The 17,488-nt window shown below is 65.3% G+C and carries 14 protein-coding genes and 1 pseudogene; 4 read left to right on the forward strand and 11 right to left on the reverse strand.

The features are described 5' to 3' along the window. The first annotated feature begins 194 nt into the window (after positions 1-194). Both AB7532_RS08190 and AB7532_RS08195 read left to right on the forward strand, forming a co-directional pair. Positions 195-2,360: an anthranilate synthase component I gene (locus tag AB7532_RS08190; protein WP_441234294.1), complete on the forward strand. Its 2,166-nt coding sequence runs from the start codon at positions 195-197 to the stop codon at positions 2,358-2,360. A 119-nt stretch (positions 2,361-2,479) separates the two neighbouring features. Continuing rightward, entirely contained in the window at positions 2,480-3,019 is a 540-nt protein-coding gene (locus AB7532_RS08195; RefSeq protein WP_441234295.1) for an adenine phosphoribosyltransferase, read from the forward strand. 7 nt (positions 3,020-3,026) lie between these two features. On the opposite strand, the pseudogene AB7532_RS08200 reads toward AB7532_RS08195, so the two are convergent. The 10 genes and pseudogenes from AB7532_RS08200 to AB7532_RS08245 form a co-directional block, all read right to left on the reverse strand. Further along, positions 3,027-3,358, reverse strand: a pseudogene (locus tag AB7532_RS08200) (GIY-YIG nuclease family protein). An 83-nt stretch (positions 3,359-3,441) separates the two neighbouring features. Further along, positions 3,442-4,110: a hypothetical protein gene (locus AB7532_RS08205; protein ID WP_441234296.1), complete on the reverse strand. Its 669-nt coding sequence runs from the start codon at positions 4,108-4,110 to the stop codon at positions 3,442-3,444. A 62-nt stretch (positions 4,111-4,172) separates the two neighbouring features. Further along, positions 4,173-4,922 (reverse strand): hypothetical protein, encoded by a 750-nt coding sequence (locus AB7532_RS08210; RefSeq protein WP_441234297.1) that lies wholly within the window; start codon positions 4,920-4,922, stop codon positions 4,173-4,175. Between the two features lie 205 nt (positions 4,923-5,127). Further along, positions 5,128-6,345, reverse strand: a complete 1,218-nt coding sequence (locus AB7532_RS08215) for a M48 family metallopeptidase (RefSeq protein ID WP_441234298.1) — start codon at positions 6,343-6,345, stop codon at positions 5,128-5,130. 32 nt (positions 6,346-6,377) lie between these two features. After that, entirely contained in the window at positions 6,378-6,938 is a 561-nt protein-coding gene (locus tag AB7532_RS08220) for a LemA family protein (protein WP_441234299.1), read from the reverse strand. Between the two features lie 168 nt (positions 6,939-7,106). Then, the gene (locus AB7532_RS08225) at positions 7,107-7,550 is read right to left on the reverse strand and encodes a hypothetical protein (RefSeq protein ID WP_441234300.1); all 444 of its coding nucleotides are present in this window, start codon (positions 7,548-7,550) and stop codon (positions 7,107-7,109) included. 150 nt (positions 7,551-7,700) lie between these two features. Then, positions 7,701-8,669: a small ribosomal subunit Rsm22 family protein gene (locus AB7532_RS08230; protein ID WP_441234301.1), complete on the reverse strand. Its 969-nt coding sequence runs from the start codon at positions 8,667-8,669 to the stop codon at positions 7,701-7,703. A 32-nt stretch (positions 8,670-8,701) separates the two neighbouring features. Next, complete coding sequence (locus AB7532_RS08235; protein ID WP_441234302.1) at positions 8,702-12,166, reverse strand: chromosome segregation SMC family protein; 3,465 nt, start codon at positions 12,164-12,166, stop codon at positions 8,702-8,704. 217 nt (positions 12,167-12,383) lie between these two features. Continuing rightward, positions 12,384-13,040: a DsbA family protein gene (locus AB7532_RS08240; RefSeq protein WP_441234303.1), complete on the reverse strand. Its 657-nt coding sequence runs from the start codon at positions 13,038-13,040 to the stop codon at positions 12,384-12,386. A 139-nt stretch (positions 13,041-13,179) separates the two neighbouring features. Beyond that, positions 13,180-13,677: a DUF721 domain-containing protein gene (locus tag AB7532_RS08245; protein WP_441234304.1), complete on the reverse strand. Its 498-nt coding sequence runs from the start codon at positions 13,675-13,677 to the stop codon at positions 13,180-13,182. Between the two features lie 198 nt (positions 13,678-13,875). On the opposite strand from AB7532_RS08245, the gene mutY reads away from it, so the two are divergent. After that, positions 13,876-14,973 (forward strand): A/G-specific adenine glycosylase, encoded by a 1,098-nt coding sequence (gene mutY / locus AB7532_RS08250; RefSeq protein WP_441234305.1) that lies wholly within the window; start codon positions 13,876-13,878, stop codon positions 14,971-14,973. Positions 14,974-14,977: 4 nt separating this feature from the next. Here mutY and AB7532_RS08255 read toward each other — a convergent pair whose 3' ends face one another. Continuing rightward, positions 14,978-16,726 carry a sensor domain-containing diguanylate cyclase gene (locus AB7532_RS08255; RefSeq protein WP_441234306.1) on the reverse strand — a complete coding sequence of 583 codons (1,749 nt, stop codon included), beginning with the start codon at positions 16,724-16,726 and terminating at the stop codon, positions 14,978-14,980. Between the two features lie 240 nt (positions 16,727-16,966). On the opposite strand from AB7532_RS08255, the gene AB7532_RS08260 reads away from it, so the two are divergent. Continuing rightward, on the forward strand, positions 16,967-17,389 hold the full coding sequence (locus AB7532_RS08260) for a PaaI family thioesterase (RefSeq protein WP_441234307.1): 423 nt from the start codon (positions 16,967-16,969) through the stop codon (positions 17,387-17,389). The last annotated feature ends 99 nt before the right edge of the window (positions 17,390-17,488 follow it).

Genomic DNA, 17,488 nt, shown 5'->3' on the forward strand with positions numbered 1-17,488 from the left:
CCGCCCTTTTGCCATGGTGAGTATCCGCCCCATGAGCACCGCCGTCCGCCCAGCCCGTCTTTGGTGGCGCACCTCCTAAGAGGTGGCCGGTGCGATTTATTCTCCCAAAATCGTCTGAGGTCGCCTGCACAGTGCGGCGGCCTTCTTGTTTGTCCTGTGTGGCGTTCCCTCGGCAAGTTTCGTAAGAGGACCACATGAACAGGACAGTCTTTGCCCTCCCGGCCCGAAGCGATTACGTGACCCGCGCAGGTCTCGCGATCACGCGCGTGGCGGAGCAGTTCACCGGCGGCGCCAACCGGCTCGACGATCTCATCAACCTGCTCGACCGCCGCCACGGCGTGGTGCTGTCCTCGGGTACGACGGTGCCCGGCCGCTACGAGAGCTTTGACCTCGGGTTCTCCGATCCGCCGCTCAAGCTCGAAACCACGGGCGTCAATTTCAAGCTGGAGGCGCTGAACGGTCGCGGCCAGGTGCTGATCGCCTTCCTCGCCGACGTCCTGCGCGAGCCCTGCGTCGTGATCTCCGAGAAGAGCGCCACGCGGCTTGCCGGCCACATCATTCGCGGCGATGCGCCGGTCGAGGAAGACCAGCGCACGCGGCGCGCCAGCGTGATGTCGCTGGTGCGCGCCATCGTGGCTGCCTTCTCCGCCAATGACGACGGGCTGCTCGGCCTGTTCGGCGCCTTCGCCTATGACCTCGTGTTCCAGATCGAGGATCTCGTGCAGAAGCGCGCGCGTGAAAGCGATCAGCGCGACATCGTGCTCTACATGCCCGATCGCCTGCTCGCCTATGACCGCGCCACCGGCCGCGGCGTGGTGCTGACTTACGATTTCACCTGGAAAGGCAAGTCCACCGCAGGCCTGCCGCATGAAACGGCGGAGAGCCCGTACCAGAAGACACCGCGCCAGGGCTTTGCCGATCACGCGCCCGGCGAATATCAGGCGACCGTCGAGACTGCGCGCGCGGCCTTCGCCCGCGGTGATCTCTTTGAAGCCGTGCCGGGCCAACTCTTCGCCGAGCCCTGCGATCGCTCGCCGGCTGAAGTCTTCCAGCGCCTCTGCGTCATCAACCCGTCGCCCTACGGCGCGTTGATGAATCTCGGCGAGGGCGAATTCCTCGTCTCTGCTTCGCCCGAAATGTTCGTGCGCTCGGACGGCCGCCGCGTCGAGACCTGCCCGATCTCGGGCACCATCGCGCGCGGCAGCGATGCGATCGGCGATGCCGAGCAGATCCGCCAGCTCCTGAACTCGGAGAAGGACGAGTTCGAGCTCAACATGTGCACCGACGTCGACCGCAACGACAAGGCGCGCGTCTGCGTCCCCGGCACGATCAAGGTGCTGGCGCGCCGCCAGATCGAGACCTACTCAAAGCTGTTCCACACCGTCGACCATGTCGAGGGCATGCTGCGCCCCGGATTCGACGCGCTCGACGCCTTCCTCACCCATGCCTGGGCCGTCACCGTCACGGGTGCGCCGAAGCTGTGGGCGATGCAGTTCGTCGAGGATCACGAGCGCTCGCCGCGACGCTGGTATGCCGGCGCGATCGGCGCGGTGAATTTCGACGGCAGCATCAACACCGGTCTCACCATCCGCACCATCCGCATGAAGGACGGTCTCGCCGAAGTGCGCGTCGGCGCCACCTGCTTGTTTGACTCCGATCCCGCCGCCGAAGACCGCGAGTGCCAGGTCAAGGCCGCTGCGCTGTTCCAGGCGCTCCGGGGCGATCCGCCGAAGCCGCTGTCGACCTTCGCGCCCGATGCGACCGGTTCGGGCAAGCAGGTGCTGCTGATCGACCATGACGACAGCTTCGTGCACATGCTCGCCGATTATTTCCGCCAGGTCGGCTCCGACGTCACTGTGGTCCGCCATGTGCATGCGCTCGACATGCTCAAGAAAAAGCGGTGGGATTTGCTGGTGCTGTCGCCCGGTCCGGGACGTCCCGAAGACTTCGGGATCAAGAAGACCATTGATGCGGCGCTGGAGAAGAAGCTGCCGGTGTTCGGTGTCTGCCTCGGCGTGCAGGCGATCGGCGAATATTTCGGCGGCGAGCTCGGGCAACTGACGCATCCGGCCCACGGCCGGCCCTCGCGGGTCCAGGTGCGTGGCGGTCGGCTGATGCGCAATCTGCCGAACGAGATCGTCATCGGCCGCTATCACTCGCTCTTCGTCGAGCGCGACAGCATGCCGGAGGTGTTGTCCGTCACCGCCAGCACCGAGGACGGCGTCGCGATGGCGCTGGAGCACAAGACCCTGCCGGTCGCCGGCGTGCAATTCCACCCGGAATCGCTGATGTCGCTCAGCAACGAGGTGGGGCTGCGTATTGTAGAAAACGCGTTCCGGCTCGATGCCGGGGCGGATTGAGTAAGGGCCGTCATTGCGAGAAGCGAAGCGACGAAGCAATCCAGACTGTTGCCGCGGAGAAGATCTGGATTGCTTCGCTTCGCTCGCAATGACGGTGAAAAAGCCAGAGCGAGATAACCATGACCTTTGACCACGATCTGAAAGCGAGCGTCCGCGCCATTGTCGACTATCCCAAGCCAGGGATCATTTTCCGCGACATCACCACCTTGCTCGCGGACGCGCGCGCGTTCCGCCGCGCAGTCGACGAGCTCGTCAATCCCTGGGCCGGCAACAAGATCGACAAGGTCGCCGGCATGGAAGCGCGCGGCTTCATCATCGGCGGTGCGGTGGCGCATCAGCTCTCGGCCGGCTTCGTGCCGATCCGCAAGAAAGGCAAGCTGCCGCACACCACCGTGCGGATCGCCTACTCGCTCGAATACGGCATCGACGAGATGGAGATGCATGTGGACGCGATCCAGCCGGGCGAGCGCGTCATCCTGGTCGACGATCTCATCGCCACCGGCGGTACCGCGGAAGGCGCGGTCAAGCTGCTGCGCCAGATCGGCGCCAACGTCGTCGCGGCCTGCTTCATTATCGATCTGCCGGAGCTCGGCGGCGCCGCCAAGCTGCGCGCCATGGATGTGCCGGTGCGCACGCTGATGACGTTCGACGGGCATTGAGAGAGAGTCAGATCGCCTCGGCCTTCAGCTCGGCCTGCCAATGCAGCATGCGCTCCTTCAGGAGCGCGTTCCTGACATAGGCGCTTTCTTCATCCTCCAGACGCTCGCATTCGCAAAGGCCAGGCCGGCTTCGCCGTGCATGGTCCACGCGGCCTGGAGGCTGCGACACATATGATTGCCCTGGCGCAGCGAGCACCAGATGCGGTTCTGGATCGTCGCGAGGTTCGGCGCTTGTCCGACCCAGGCCTCGCCTGAGGCCGCACAGCGGACGACGTAGATGCCCGCAATGGTCTTGCGTTCCTTGTAGGCAGCGATCGCTGCTTTCCGGTCGACGGTCACGGTGAGGGCCTTGCTGAGAATGCTGCTACGCAAGCTCAGTAGCGGCAGCGGCGCCCGGCGTAAATATTATCCGGGTAAAATATTCAGGACCGTTGCAGGATCAGGCTGAGCTCGAGCTCCCGGAAGGCGAGGTAATTGCGCCGGGTCCACTGGTGCAACTCGGTCGAGGCGTCCTTCTCCTGGCGCAGATAGCCGGTGAAGGAGAAGTTCAGCCGGTCGACATAGGTCTTCAGGAAGCCGGGCAGCGCGGGCAGGCGGAACAGCCGGCCCGCGGCCATCGCAGCCGGCAGTTCGCCGCGGATGACGTGCTCGTTGTCCACCGTGATCAGGTTCATCCGCGGGATCTGATCCCGCAGCATCTCATGCGCGCGGGCCGAGACGCGGTCGGTGTCGGCAACGAACAGGATCTGTGGCGCGACATGCCGGCGCGCCGCTTCCTTCAGCAGGCCGATCTCGCCGGTCATCTTGAAGAACTCGTCGAAGGCGTGGAAGCCGAGGTCGATCACCTTGGCGAGGCCGTCATCGACGATGACGCGGTCCATCAGCTGCATCTTGCCGTAGGTGTCGATCACGTCGGCGGTTTCTGTGATCTTCGGGAGATAGTCGAGCAGCGACGGCTCCTTCAGATTGACGTCGAAGGCCGTCACGTTGCCGTTCTTGAGCAGCAAAAATTCACTCAAAAGCCGCGCCAGCAGGGTCTTGCCGACCTGCGGGCGGGGCGAGCAGATGATGTAGAGGGGCGTGGCGGACATTACGAACTATTATCTGAGCGAACGCGCCGCTCAATCCAGCCGTATCCGCCCGGCTTGTGCAACTATTTTTCGCTGCGCGTGGCGGATTTGGAGCCGACGATGTCGGTCAGCCGGATCCGGTCGAACTCGCTCCAGACGTTGGCCAGCCAGTGCCGGACATAACCGCGCAGCACGAACGAATAGTTCGCGGCCTCGTCGTTGATGCCCTTGTTGGCGACGAATTTCAGGAACGGGACGGACGACACCTCGACCTGCTCATAGGCCATTTCGTTGAGCTTCGGGATGGTCAGCTCGGTCGCATCCTTGATGCGGTTGAAATACGATTGGTAGGTCGCCTGGTCCCACTGGAAGAACTGGGTGTCGTTGATGAAGTTCTTCACCAGGAAATATTTCGCGCCGCCCATGAAGCCCGCGGTCTCGGCAATTTCGTCCAGCGAGGCGATCGAGGGGCCCAGGATGTGGAACACCGCGAAGGTGATCTGGCCGGCCTTGGCGGCATCGAGGAAGCCGATGTCGCGCAGCGAAGCCAGTGCCGGCGAGAGCAGGCCGGCGCGAACGTCGATCACGGTGACCGACGGGCTCGTCGCGTTGAGCGTGTCGAAAATCTTCATCTGGTCGGCCGTCGTCGTCATGTCGACGATTTCGGTGATGTCAGGGTGGAAACGCTTCAGGGTTCCGCGCGGCGACTCCGTATCGAAGGCGCGCGTCGGCACGTTGTTGGCGGAGAAATAATCGAGCAGGGTGCGCGACACCGTGGTCTTGCCGACCCCGCCCTTGTCTGCGCCCACCACAACCACTGCCGGCTTTGCCATTGCTGTCCCCTAACGCGCCCCCGATCGCGAGATCGCAATCGGCCGGGCCCCAAATCGATGTCCCAAGGATGTCCCAAGTCTGCTGTTGGGCGCGAACATGGCAGAAACAAGGGAGAATTCAAATCTCTGGCACCCGGTTGCGGCAATTCCCGGGGTTTTTCCCACACGCTGCGAAACCCGCCGCGCATGGCGGCAAATCGCGTCGTCAATGGCGGCCCCAGGGACCCATCGGATTGATTGGGTTGCCTGCTGCGGTTCCGGCGGGGCTGGGTGCAGGCACGGGCGGCGGACGGACTGAGCCGCCTGCATCATCCCAAGGTCCCTGGCGCAGCGGCGGCGGAGCGTTCTGCTGTTCAGCCTGCGTCTCAGGCTCGTCCGCCTCATAGCCCGGCGGCGGCAGCGGGCCGGGATCGTGGCCGCCGGCGAACTTGACCAGTGCGTCGACCCGGGACTGCACCGAGGGATGGGTCGCGAACAGATCGGCAAAGCCCTCGCGCGGATTGTCGACGCAAAGCTCCATCACCGCCGAGGTCGCGCCCGGCAGCTCGCCGCGGTTCTCGATCTTGCGCAGCGCCGAAATCATGGCGTCGGGGTCTTTCGTCAGCTCGACCGAGCCGGCGTCGGCGAGATATTCGCGCGACCGCGACAGCGCCAGCTTCACCACCTGCGACAGCAGCCAGGCCACGACGATCAGCACGACCGCGATGATGATGACGATCACCGCGCCGCCGCCGGAACTCTTGCTGTCGCTCGATGACGAGGAGGAGCGCGAGGACGAGGAGGAGCCTGACGACCACGAGCCGCCACCGGAGCTCCAGCTGAAATTCGTGAACAGGCGGAAGAACAATTCGCCGAAGAAGCCGACCACGCCGGCGATGATGACGGCGACCACCATCAGCTGCACGTCGCCGTTCTTGATGTGGGTCAGCTCGTGGCCCAGCACCGCCTCGATCTCCTTGTCATCAAGCGCGTCGAGAAGACCCGTGGTGACGGTGATCGAATATTGCCGTGGATTGAGCCCGGTCGCGAACGCGTTCAGCGCCGGGCTCTCCATGATCTTCAGCTTCGGCATCGTGATGCCGCGCGAGATGCAGAGGTTTTCGAGCAGATTGTAGAGCCGCGGCTGTTCCTGCCGAGTGACGTCGTGGCCGCCGGTCACGGCATCGATCATCGACTGGTGGAAGAAATAGGCGATCACGACCCAGACCGCCGCCACGACCGTTGCAACGGGGGCTGCGACCTTCAGATCGGAGAGGGCGTGGCTGAGGTAGAAGGCGACGGTCCGGTTGCTGTCGATCAGAACTTCGGCGACCAGCGCGCCGGCATAGACCAGCACATAGACCAGCGCGAACAGGCCGGCGAGCAACAGCATCGAACGAAACTTGTTCGAGGCGATGTGCGTGTAGAGACCATACGCGGCCATGACGCGATGCCCTGCCGGCCTATCGGCTCACATCAGAACTTCACCTGAGGCGTGGCTTCGACCTCGGTGCGGCTGGCGCCGAGATCGAAGAAATCCTTCTTGGTGAAGCCGAACATGCCGGCGAACAATGCGGCGGGCATCTGTTGGATGCCGGTGTTGTATTCCTGGACCGCGTTGTTGAAGAAGCGGCGGCTCGCCGCGATCTTGTTCTCGAGGTCGGAGAGCTCGGATGCGAGCTGTTGGAAATTGGCGTTGGCCTTGAGGTCGGGATAGGCCTCGGACAGCGCGATCAGCCGGCCGAGTGCGCCGGAGAGCTGGTTCTCGGCCGCGGACACTTGTGAGGGGCCCTGCGCCGACATCGCCGAATTGCGCGCCTTGATGACGTCGTCGAGCGTGCCGCGCTCATGCGAGGCATAGCCCTTCACGGTCTCGACCAGGTTCGGGATCAGATCGTGGCGCTGCTTGAGCTGCACATCGATGTCGGCAAAGGCCTGGCCGACGCGCTGACCCAGCGCCACCAGGCGGTTGTAGGCGCTGAACGCCAGGAACACGAGGACGACGATGACGCCGAGAACGATCCAGCCGGTCGACATGGAGAACTCCTGATGGGGGAAGAAGACGGGGCCAGCCTAGACCAAATTGGCGCGGAGCGAGAGCCCGGCGCAGAGGGGAGGTAGGATTTGGTCGGACCGGGAGCCATCCGAGTTCAAGGTGAAAGCGGTGAACGGTGGTTAACTTTCGGCAATGACCGCCAGCACTGGCTACGCCACGGTGTCGAACCTGGGGATGCCGGTGGCATGCACCAGATGCGATACGGCCAGACTGACATCGCGAAACGTCCCGTTTGGCATGGGAATGGAATATTTGCCGCCTTGCTTCAATTCGACATAGGCCCCGTAACTGACGCCGTCGTCGTTGCGGTATTCCATCATTCCAACCCGGGTGCATTCGTCTAGCGGACAATCGAAAACGATCGTGTTCGGGCGCCCAAGCAGACTTTGCGAAATCGTCAGCTTTTGACCGGTCAGATCGAACTCCACGATCCAGCGTCGCATGACGGTCAGGAGGAAAATGAATGTCACGATGACGAGGACGACGACGCCTCCGGCGGTGCCTCCGGGTGTAGCGACCGTTCCAGTCACGCCATTCGCGAAAATGACCACGAAGCCAACGGCGATGATGATCCCGAAGATGGCCGCGCCCAATCCAGGCCTGGACGAAACGTATGTGAGTTTTCCGTCGCGGACGGTTGGATGAAACGGGACCATCACAGCATTCTGACAAAAATCGGCTGATGATAGCGGGATATCGGCGTGAGTTGTAGCTCGTGCCAGCTTCAATCTTTGATAATTGATCTAGTTTGTCGTGTCGCCCCATCGCCAGCGACGGGCATCTGCATAAGCGACTTTGTCGCGCCGGGCGACTTTCGTCAGCGCGACCCCACTCTCCGTGCAGAGCTTTGCCGTGATCTCCGCCTTGCCGACATCCGGCGGTGCCAGCACGCGTGCGGCACGGCTGTCCGGCAGCGTGCGGGTCAGCGCGACGTAGATGAAGCGTTCGTCCTCGAACGGCACCTCGGCGCCCTTGATCTGGCGATGCGCCTGTGAGCGCGGCAGGCGCTGGTTGAAATGGCACCAGTCGGGGGCGGTGAGCGGGCAGGGCTTTTCGTGTGGGCAGGGTGCGGCGACATGGGCGCCAGCCGCGATCAACTGCTGGCGCAGCGCGAGGATGCGGGCGTAACCGGCGGGCGTGCCGGGCTCGATCACGACCAGCGCGTGGCGCGCTTTCGCCCACATCGCCTCCGTGAACTTGCGTTGGTCGGCCTCACTGAGCTCGCCGATAATGTAGCTCGCCACGACGAGATCGGCTTGCGCGACCTCGGCGAGGTTGCCGCCGGCATCGCCCGGCAGATAGCGGCACTCCGCCAGCCGCGTGCTGCCGCGCGCGAGGTCGAGCGCGAGCCGGCTCAGCGTGGCGTTGGCATCGAGCAGGGTGAAATCCTGCAGCGACGGAAACGCTTCGGCCGCCGCCCAGCTCGCGGTGCCCGGACCTGCGCCGACGTCGAGCAATGTTTCCGGGGCGAGATCCGGTGCGATCTCGGTCAGCGCATTCAGGCTCGCGGCCACGGCCGCGTAGGTCGCCGGCATGCGCGCGAGCGCGTAGGCGAGCGCGTCGGCGTCCGACTTGATCGTGCCGGAGCCGCCCCCCGCGCGGTACGTGGTCGAGATTTTTTGCGATCGCTGTGCCGCGTCGGTGCGGGAGAAGCCTTGCAGCTTGCCGTCGAGCGCGGCCTTGAGTTCAGCGGGGAGGGTGGGCGAGATCATGTCCGCCCACCGTCATTCCCGGGCCAGCCGTCTCACGCCACGTTCTGGTCGAGGATGTCCACCGCCTCGGACAGGCTGACCGACACCAGCTGCGAGACGCCGCGCTCGGCCATGGTGACGCCGTACAAGCGGTTCATCCGCGCCATCGTGATCGGATTGTGCGTGATGATGATGAAGCGCGTGTCGGTCGAGCCGGTCATTTCGTGCAGCAGGTTGCAGTACCGTTCGACGTTGTGGTCGTCGAGCGGTGCGTCGACTTCGTCCAGCACGCAGATCGGTGAGGGGTTGGTCAAGAACACCGCGAAGATCAGCGCCATCGCGGTCAGCGCCTGCTCACCGCCCGACAGCAGCGACAGCGTCTGCGGCTTCTTGCCCGGCGGTTTTGCGATGATTTCGAGGCCGGCTTCCAGCGGATCGTCGCTCTCGATCAAATGCAGCGCGGCCTCGCCGCCGCCGAACAGCTCGACGAACAGGCGCTTGAAGTGGTTGTTGACGACCTCGAACGAGGTCAGCAGCCGCTCGCGCGCTTCCTTGTTGAGGCTCTGGATGCCCTGGCGCAGCCGCTTGATGGCTTCGACGAGATCGTCGCGCTCGGTGACGAGACCGGTGTGCTGGGTTTCGACTTCGCGCAGCTCCTCCTCGGCGCGCAGATTGACGGCGCCGAGGCGCTCGCGGTCGCGGCGCATCTTTTCGAGGTCTTCCTCGATGTCGTGCAGCGGCGGCAGCTCCGCGCCGGGCTCGAGCTCGGCGAGGCCGGCAACGGCCTGCGGCTCGACCTCGAGCATGTCGCGGATCTCGCGCTCGATGTCGTCGAGCCGGCGCCGTGAACCTTCCATGCGCTCCTCGGCACGCGCAGTGGCTTCGCGCGAGCTGGAGAGCGCCTCGAGCGTCAGCTTGGCGACGCGGTCGGTCTCGGCCATCGCGGTCTCCGCGGTCGCGAGGGCGTCGGCGGCCATGCGGCGGTCGTTCTCGGCATATTCGATCTCGGTGATCAGCGCGCTGCGCTTCTCGGCAAACACGGCGGGCGCATTTTCGAGATCGCTGCGCTCGATCGAGACCTCGGTGATGCGGGTCTGGATGGTGTCGATGTGGGAAGCTGCGCTCTCCTTGCGGCTCGCCCATTCGGTGCGCTCGGCGAGGATCGCCTGCACGCGGCGGTCGGCGAGCTCGGCTTCGCGCGCCAGCGCCTGCGCCTCGGCGCGAACCTGGGCGGCCATGCGGCGATGGCCTTCGATGTCGCTGCGGACGGCGGCGAGACGGGTCTCGGTGTCTTCGCTCGACGGCAGCTCGCCGATGCCGGCCTCGGCGTATTCATACGCGGCTTCGGCTTCAGCGCGGTCGGCGGCGAGGCGGCTGTGCGCTTCCGACAGCGTCGCCTTGCGGGCGGCATGGCGGCTGATCTCGCGCTCGGCGGTGGCATGGCGCTCGCGCGCGACGTTCAGCTCGCGCTGCGCGGCGCGCCAGGCTTCGCGGCTGGCACCTTCGGTGCTGGCCGCCATTTGAAGCTCGGCCTCCGCGTTCTCCAACGCCTGACGCTTGATCTGCGCGTCGATGCGGGCCTGCTCAAGCTCGTTCTCGATGTCGACCAGACGGGCGCGCTCGGCGAGGCGGCGTGCGGCGCCGGTCGGCGCGTGAGCGGCCGCCACAAAGCCGTCCCAGCGCCAGACGTCGCCTTCGGGCGAGACCAGCCGCTGGCCGGTCTTGAGCTGCGAGACCAGCTCGGCCCCGCGCTCACGCGGCACCACGCCGATCTGGGCGAGGCGGCGCGTCAGCTCGGCGGGCGCCTGAACGTGGTTGGCGAGCGGCACGGCGCCCTCGGGTAGCTCCGGATCGCCGTCGGTGATGCCGGCGTTGGTCCAGCGCATCGGCGCCGAGGGATCGACCGGCGCGTCAAGATCGTCGCCAAGCGCTGCGCCGATCGCCTTTTCAAAACCCTTGTCGACGGTGATGCCGTCGATGATCGGCGGCCACAGGTTCTTGGTCTCGCCGTTGACGATCTTGGAGATCGTGCGCGCTTCGGTATCGAGCCGCTGCACGCGCTTGTCGGCTTCGACCAGCGGCGAACGCGAGGATTCCAGCGTCTGGCGGGCGGCGACATGGGCGGCTTCGCTGGCCTGTGCGGCAGCTTCCGAGGCGGCCAGCGTCTGCTCGGCATTCTCGACCGTCGCGGTCAGCTCGTCGAGGTCGCCGAAGCCGCCGGTCGCCTCAGTGAGCTTCTGCTCTTCCGCGGCGACGTTCGAAATCTCCTGGTCGAGCCGGGCGAGCTTGTCGCGGTGGGTGCGGACGTTGGCTTCGAGCTGGTTGCGCTTGGCGGTGAGGTCGGCGAGCGCGGTGGTGAGTTCGGCGAACTGCTGCTCGGTTTCGGTCAGCACCGCCTCGGCTTCGCCGACGCGCTCATCGACGCCGGAGCGCTTTTCAACGCGCGACTTGATCTCTTCCTTCAGCTCGGAATCTTCGCTGTCGAGCCGCTGCAACGCGACGTCGGCGTCCATGGTTTGTTGCTGAGCACGGGAGATGTCGCCCTCGAACTGGGCGAGGCGGCGCTCGAGCTCGGCGACGCGCTCCTTGGCGCGCTCTTCCTCGCGGTCGAGCAGCTCGCGGGCATTGGTCAGGCGCTGGAGCCCTGCGGCGGCGCGCGCTTCGGCATCGCGCAGCGCCGGCATTTCGGCGGCGCGGATCGCCTGGATGCGGGCAGCCTCGGCCTGGTGCTGGGTGCGCTCGGCCATCTCGCGGACGGCGAGATCATGGGTGTGGCCGGATTCGCTGACGTCGGCATGCGCGCCGATCCAGCGCAGATGGAACAACGTGGCTTCCGCCTTGCGGACCTTGGCCGCGACCTCGCGGTAGCGCACGGCCTGGCGCGCCTGCTTCTTCAGGCCTTCCATCTGGCCGCCGAGCTGGCCGATCACGTCCTCGACGCGGGTGAGGTTGGTCTCGGCCGCCTTCAGCCGCAGCTCGGCTTCGTGGCGGCGGGCGTGAAGTCCGGCGACGCCGGCGGCGTCTTCCAGCACGCGGCGGCGCTGCTCGGGCTTGGCCTGGATGATCTCGCCGATCTTCCCCTGGTGGACGAGGGCGGGCGAGCGCGCGCCGGTGGCGGCGTCGGCAAACAGGATCTGCACGTCGCGCGCGCGCACGTCGCGGCCGTTGATGCGATAGACGGAGCCTGCCTCGCGCTCGATGCGGCGGGAGATTTCGAGCAACTGGCTGTCGTTCATCGCCGCCGGCGCGGTGCGATCGGCGTTGTCGATCGTCATCGTCACTTCGGCGTGGTTGCGCGCGGGACGGTTGCCGGAGCCGGCGAAGATCACCGCATCCATGTCGGCGGCACGCAGCGATTTGTACGAGGTTTCGCCCATCGCCCAGCGCAGCGCCTCGACGAGATTCGACTTGCCGCAGCCGTTGGGTCCGACCACGCCGGTCAGGCCGGGCTCGATGACGAAGTCGGTGGCTTCAACGAAGGACTTGAAGCCGTGAAGGCGCAGGCGGGTGATTTTCATAAGCACGCATCTCTGTTGGCAGGCGCGAATCCCCCTGCCGGGACAATACCATGGAAGGCAGTGTCGCTATCCGGGCGAGTCGCGCGAGGCGCCTCATGCGGCTGGACAATGGCCGCGGTGCGTCGCGAGGGCAACCGGCGAAAGCCGCTTTTCCCAAGGGATTTATGCCGGGAAAGATACGGCTTTCGAGATGCGAATCAGAATCTTGACGAGCGAATCAGCTCTTCAGCAGCGGATTGATCTTCTTGGCGAATTCCTCGAACGAGGTCTCGCCCTTGATCTTCTCGCCGTTGATGAAGAAGGTCGGCGTCGAATCCACCTTCAACACGTCGCTGGCATATTTCTGGTCGGCGGCGATCTTGTCGAGCAGCGCCTGGTCCTTCAGGCAGGCCTCGACCTGCTGCTGGGTGAGACCGGCCTGCTTGCCGATCCGGGTCAGCGTTTCGGTGGTGTTCTTCATCACCCAGTCGTTCTGCTGGCGGAACAGCATGTCGGTGACGGCGAAGTATTTCGGCGCGTCGTCCTTGGCGATGCAGCGCGACAGCATCGAGCCGGCGGCGGCTTTGATGTCGAGCGGGAACTCGCGGAAGATGTAACGCACCTTGCCGGTGTCGATGTATTCCGACTTGATCTTGGGGAACACCTGCTCGTTGAACGCCGCGCAATGCGGGCAGGTCATCGAGGCGTATTCGGTGATGGTGACGGCGGCGTCCTTCGACCCCAGCATCATGTCGGGCAGTGACACGGGCTTGGCGACGTCGCCAGCCGCCTGAGCCATTGCGTCCGAAACGAAACGCAGTGGGGAGAACCCGGCGACCGCGGCAAGCCCGGTCAGCGACAGCATCGTGGTGAAGGCGCGGCGGGTGATGATCAAGGTCGGCTCCCGAATTGGCGTGGTCTCGCCCCAAGGTCCTTGTCGAGGTTCCCATTGGGCGGCCTGTCGCTAGCTTGAAACGTGGTTTGAGGCAATGGCGAGCGGCAGGAACGGGTCCAGATTAGCCCGGGAATGGGGCTCAATTTCGCTTGATGGCGGCCCCGAGGCGCGCCAGCGCCGTCTTTAATTGTTCATCTTCGATATCCCCCAGGCCTTCCGCCACCTTGGCGATGCTCTTGGGGTCCGGCGGCCCCGGACGGACCGGCTTGCGGGCGCGCGACAGGGGCGCCTGGCGGAAGGCCAGCTTGCCGACCGCGCTCCAGCCGAAGAAGCGGTTGACCCGCTCCAGGATGACGTCCGCGGAGTGCTGGATCTCCAGCGCCATCGGTCCCTCGACCCGCAGCACCAGGGTCGCCGGTTCCTGCGGCTGGCCCTCCACGGGGCGCGGCCATTGCATCTTGAGCGGCTCGGCATGCGCCGCAATCTCCGGCCCGGCGATCTGCGCCCACCGCGTCACCAGCTCACGCGCGGCAAAGCCCTGCTTGGCATAGGCCTCGGCAAAGACGTCGTCGAGCAGCAGCGCCAGCGGCTTCGCACTGATGGGACCGGGTTTGTAGATGGGAGGAAGCTTGGGCATGGGCGCTTTATAGCACTTCGAGGCGCCAGCCACAGGTTCTTCGCCGTCATGGCCGGGCATAGCCGTCCGAAGGACGGCGTCGCTTGCGTTCGCCTATGTCCCGGCCATCCACGTTCTTTCGCGAAGAAAGACGTGGATGCCCGCGACGAGCGCGGGCATGACGTGGAGAGATCGGCGTGACATCGCTACAGTGAGCGCATGAGCCCCAAAACCGCGCTGAAGGCCAAGTCGAAACCAGTTCAGTCGGCAGGTTCGGCTCGCCCCACATTGCTGCTCGCCTGGTACGACCGCCACCGCCGCCGTCTGCCCTGGCGCGCGATGCCCGGCGAGATATCGGACCCCTACCGCGTCTGGCTGTCGGAGATCATGCTCCAGCAGACCACGGTGAAGGCGGTCGGGCCTTATTTCGAAAAATTCGTGGCGCGCTGGCCTGACGTTATAGCGCTCGGGAGCGCCTCGCAGGATGATGTGCTGCGGATGTGGGCCGGGCTCGGCTATTATTCGCGTGCGCGCAATCTCTATGCCTGCGCGGTCGCGGTGACACGCGAGCATGGCGGCGCCTTTCCCGATACCGAAGAGGGGCTGCGCGCGCTGCCGGGCATCGGGCCCTATACGGCGGCGGCGATCGCGGCGATCGCGTTCGACCGCCACACCATGCCGGTCGACGGCAATATCGAACGCGTGGTGTCGCGGCTCTTTGCCGTCGAAGACGAGCTCCCGCAGGCAAAGCCACTGATCCAGCAACTGGCGGCGACGCTGCTCGCGAATGCGCGTGCCGGTGACAGCGCGCAGGCGCTGATGGATCTCGGCTCCTCGATCTGCACGCCGAAGAAGCCGGCCTGCTCGCTCTGCCCGCTCAACGAGGACTGCACGGCGCGTATGCAGGGCACGCAGGAGACGTTTCCGCGCAAGGCGCCGAAGAAGAGCGGGACATTGCGGCGCGGCGCCGCCTTCGTCGTCACGCGCGGCGACGAACTGCTCGTCCGCTCGAGGCCTGAGAAGGGCCTGCTCGGGGGCATGACCGAAGTGCCGGGCTCGAACTGGCTGGCCGGACAAGAGGACGCGACAGCGAAGCAGCAGGCGCCCGCGCTGAAGGGATTGTCACGCTGGCAGCGCAAGGTGGGCGTCGTCACCCACGTCTTCACGCATTTCCCGCTGGAGCTGGTGGTCTACACGGCCAAGGCCGAGATGCGCACCCGCGCCCCCGAGGGGATGCGCTGGGTGCCGATCGCGACGCTGGCCGACGAGGCACTCCCCAACGTCATGCGCAAGGTGATCGCGCACGCGCTGGACTGATGGCTCAGGCGGCGCGCGCGGCGCGCTCGTCCTCCGCCGGCATCAGGAAGGTGCGGTTGCGTCCGGTTTTCTTGGCGACATAGAGGCCCTGGTCGGCGCGTTCGATGACATCCTGTACGTCGCGGTCGCTCTCGTCGAACAGTGCGAGCCCGACCGAGACGGTGATGGGGATGACGACGTCGCCATGACGCACCGTCGCGCTCTCGATCGATGCCCGGATGCGGTCGGCGAGCAGCACGGCGGTCTCCTGGTCGATCTCACGCAACAGCACCACGAACTCCTCGCCGCCGAAGCGGGCGGCCTTGTCGGTGGTCCGGATCGACTGGCTGATGATCTCGGCAATGCTCTTGATCGCATCGTCGCCGGCGGCATGGCCGTGGGTGTCGTTGATCTTCTTGAAGTGGTCGATGTCGATCATCAGCGTCGCCATGTTGCGCTTGTAGCGGCGGCAATACGCGACGGCATCGTCGGCGACGGCGAGGAAGGAGCGGCGGTTCATCAGGCCGGTCATGAAATCGGTGTCGGCGAGCTGGCGCAGCTTCAGCATATCCTCCTGGAGCTGCATCGCATTCTCGCTCGCGCGCAACTCGGCTTCCTTGGTGCGCTCTTCGGCGAGGCCGATGCGGCGGAGCAGTGAGCGCAGTGCGCGCGAGAGCTGCACCACCTCGACCGAGCCGCTCTGCCGCGCCAGCATGGTCGGGCCGTGGGCGCGTCCGATGCGGTCGGCTTCCTGCGTGAGGGCGATGATCGGTGCTGCGATCCGCCGCGAGACCAGCACGGCCAGCGACAGCGCGATCAGCGCGGTCGCCGCGCCGATCGCCAGAATCATCTGCGCCGAGGAGATCGCGGCCTTGAGCGCCACGTTCGCCGGCTGGGTCGCGGTGACGATCCAGTTCAGGCCCTGATAATCGCGATGGCCTGTGCCGACATGGAAGGCCGTCAGCATCTGCTCGCCGCCCTCGATTTCCCGGAACGTGCCGGCGCCGGCCTTCACGATGCCCGCGAGCTCGTCGCCGCGATATCGGATGGTCTCTTTCTGGTGGCCCACCAGGACCATGCCGCCCTTGCTGAGGATCGACAACGTTGCGTCGGCGTTGCCATCGTTGGCCTCGACGTCCTTGATCAGACTGCTCGCCCAATCCCAGTTCAGGTGACCGCCGAGCACGCCGAGCACATCGCCGTTGGTGTCACGCACGGGAACGGCGATGTCGACGAAGCGGTAGGGCTCGTTGTTCGCGCGCTGAGTCAGCAGCGATGACAGCAACACGGCCTCATGGACGTCGCCGACGGCGACCTTCTCCAGGCCTTGCTTGAACCAGGGACGTGCGGCCACGGACTTGCCTTGCAGCAAGCCGCCGGTGGCGGCGAGCACATTGCCGTTTACGTCGGCGAAACCAATCCAGGCGAATTCGGTGAATGACCGCTGGAGGTTCTCCAGCGAACTGCGCAAGGCGGCCGGATCACCCTGCCACTGCGTTTGCATCGGCTGCAGCTCCGCGAACAGCTTCATCTCCTGCTGGCGCGTCGCCATGAAGCGATCGAGCCGGCCGGAGGCCGTGGAGGCGGTTCCGGTGAGGCTGTTCTCGATCAGGGCTGCGGTGTTTCGGTAGCTGATGAGCGCTGCGCCGGCTGCCAGCGTACCCACGAGAACGATGGACATGGCGGCCACGGCCGCGGCGATCTGCGTCCGTACCGTCAGATGGTCTTCGATCGCGTGCAGGCGGTTGGCTGCCTGCTGGAAGAGGGTGCGCATGGAAAGCTCCGGTGTCACCTTCGCTCATGCCATGTCCTAACTTCCAACCGCTTACCGGCGGATTGCCCAATTGGATCGTATTGAATCGGTCGTGAAGTCGCGTGGTTGAAACGGCCTTAAAGGTCCAGGAATCTCCGGATATTTCCGTAGTTCCCTGGATTATTGCACTGCGGCGCGTCGCCTGCTGACATCAAGCTGGCAGCAGCTTTACGCTATCTGTTGCCGATAACGGAGGCTCGCATGGTCAAGACTGCGCTCGACAACTTCAAGAGGCCGCCCTGTGCCGAACTGCTCGGCTGGCAACTGCTCGATGCCCGCCCGGAGGAAGGCTGGATCAAGCTCGGCTTCGTAGGCAAGCCGGAGTTCTGCAACCCCGCCGGCTTCATCCAGGGCGGCATGCTCTCGGCCATGCTCGACGATACCATGGGGCCGGCGGTGTTGGTGATGACCGAGGGCCGGCTCTACACCACCACCATCAGCATGACCGTGAATTTTTTGGCGCCGGCAAAGCCCGGACCGATCATCGGCGAGGCGAGGGTGACGCAGCTCGGCAAGACCATCGGGTTCGTCGAAGCCAAGCTGATGTCGGAGGACGGGACGGTGCTGGCAACGGCGAGTGCAAGCGAGCGGCTGCTGGAGGCAGCGAGGGTGCTGGGTAAATAAGCTGGCCTTTGGCCGCCGTTCCTAAGAACGCCGAAGCGGAGCTTCGGCTATGGCGCCGGATGAGGGGTTCTCTCCGCGAGTTCGAATGCGAGTTGGACT

The organism is Bradyrhizobium sp. 930_D9_N1_4, from assembly GCF_052076015.1.
GTDB lineage: Bacteria > Pseudomonadota > Alphaproteobacteria > Rhizobiales > Xanthobacteraceae > Bradyrhizobium.

Excerpts from the sequence above, each read along its gene's own strand:
- AB7532_RS08190 (WP_441234294.1), top strand. The coding sequence starts at position 195 with ATGAACAGGACAGTCTTTGCCCTCCCGGCCCGAAGCGATTACGTGACC.
- AB7532_RS08195 (WP_441234295.1), top strand. The coding sequence starts at position 2,480 with ATGACCTTTGACCACGATCTGAAAGCGAGCGTCCGCGCCATTGTCGAC.
- AB7532_RS08205 (WP_441234296.1), bottom strand. The coding sequence starts at position 4,110 with ATGTCCGCCACGCCCCTCTACATCATCTGCTCGCCCCGCCCGCAGGTC.
- AB7532_RS08210 (WP_441234297.1), bottom strand. The coding sequence starts at position 4,922 with ATGGCAAAGCCGGCAGTGGTTGTGGTGGGCGCAGACAAGGGCGGGGTC.
- AB7532_RS08215 (WP_441234298.1), bottom strand. The coding sequence starts at position 6,345 with ATGGCCGCGTATGGTCTCTACACGCACATCGCCTCGAACAAGTTTCGT.
- AB7532_RS08220 (WP_441234299.1), bottom strand. The coding sequence starts at position 6,938 with ATGTCGACCGGCTGGATCGTTCTCGGCGTCATCGTCGTCCTCGTGTTC.
- AB7532_RS08230 (WP_441234301.1), bottom strand. The coding sequence starts at position 8,669 with ATGATCTCGCCCACCCTCCCCGCTGAACTCAAGGCCGCGCTCGACGGC.
- AB7532_RS08235 (WP_441234302.1), bottom strand. The coding sequence starts at position 12,166 with ATGAAAATCACCCGCCTGCGCCTTCACGGCTTCAAGTCCTTCGTTGAA.
- AB7532_RS08245 (WP_441234304.1), bottom strand. The coding sequence starts at position 13,677 with ATGCCCAAGCTTCCTCCCATCTACAAACCCGGTCCCATCAGTGCGAAG.
- mutY (WP_441234305.1), top strand. The coding sequence starts at position 13,876 with ATGAGCCCCAAAACCGCGCTGAAGGCCAAGTCGAAACCAGTTCAGTCG.
- AB7532_RS08255 (WP_441234306.1), bottom strand. The coding sequence starts at position 16,726 with ATGCGCACCCTCTTCCAGCAGGCAGCCAACCGCCTGCACGCGATCGAA.
- AB7532_RS08260 (WP_441234307.1), top strand. The coding sequence starts at position 16,967 with ATGGTCAAGACTGCGCTCGACAACTTCAAGAGGCCGCCCTGTGCCGAA.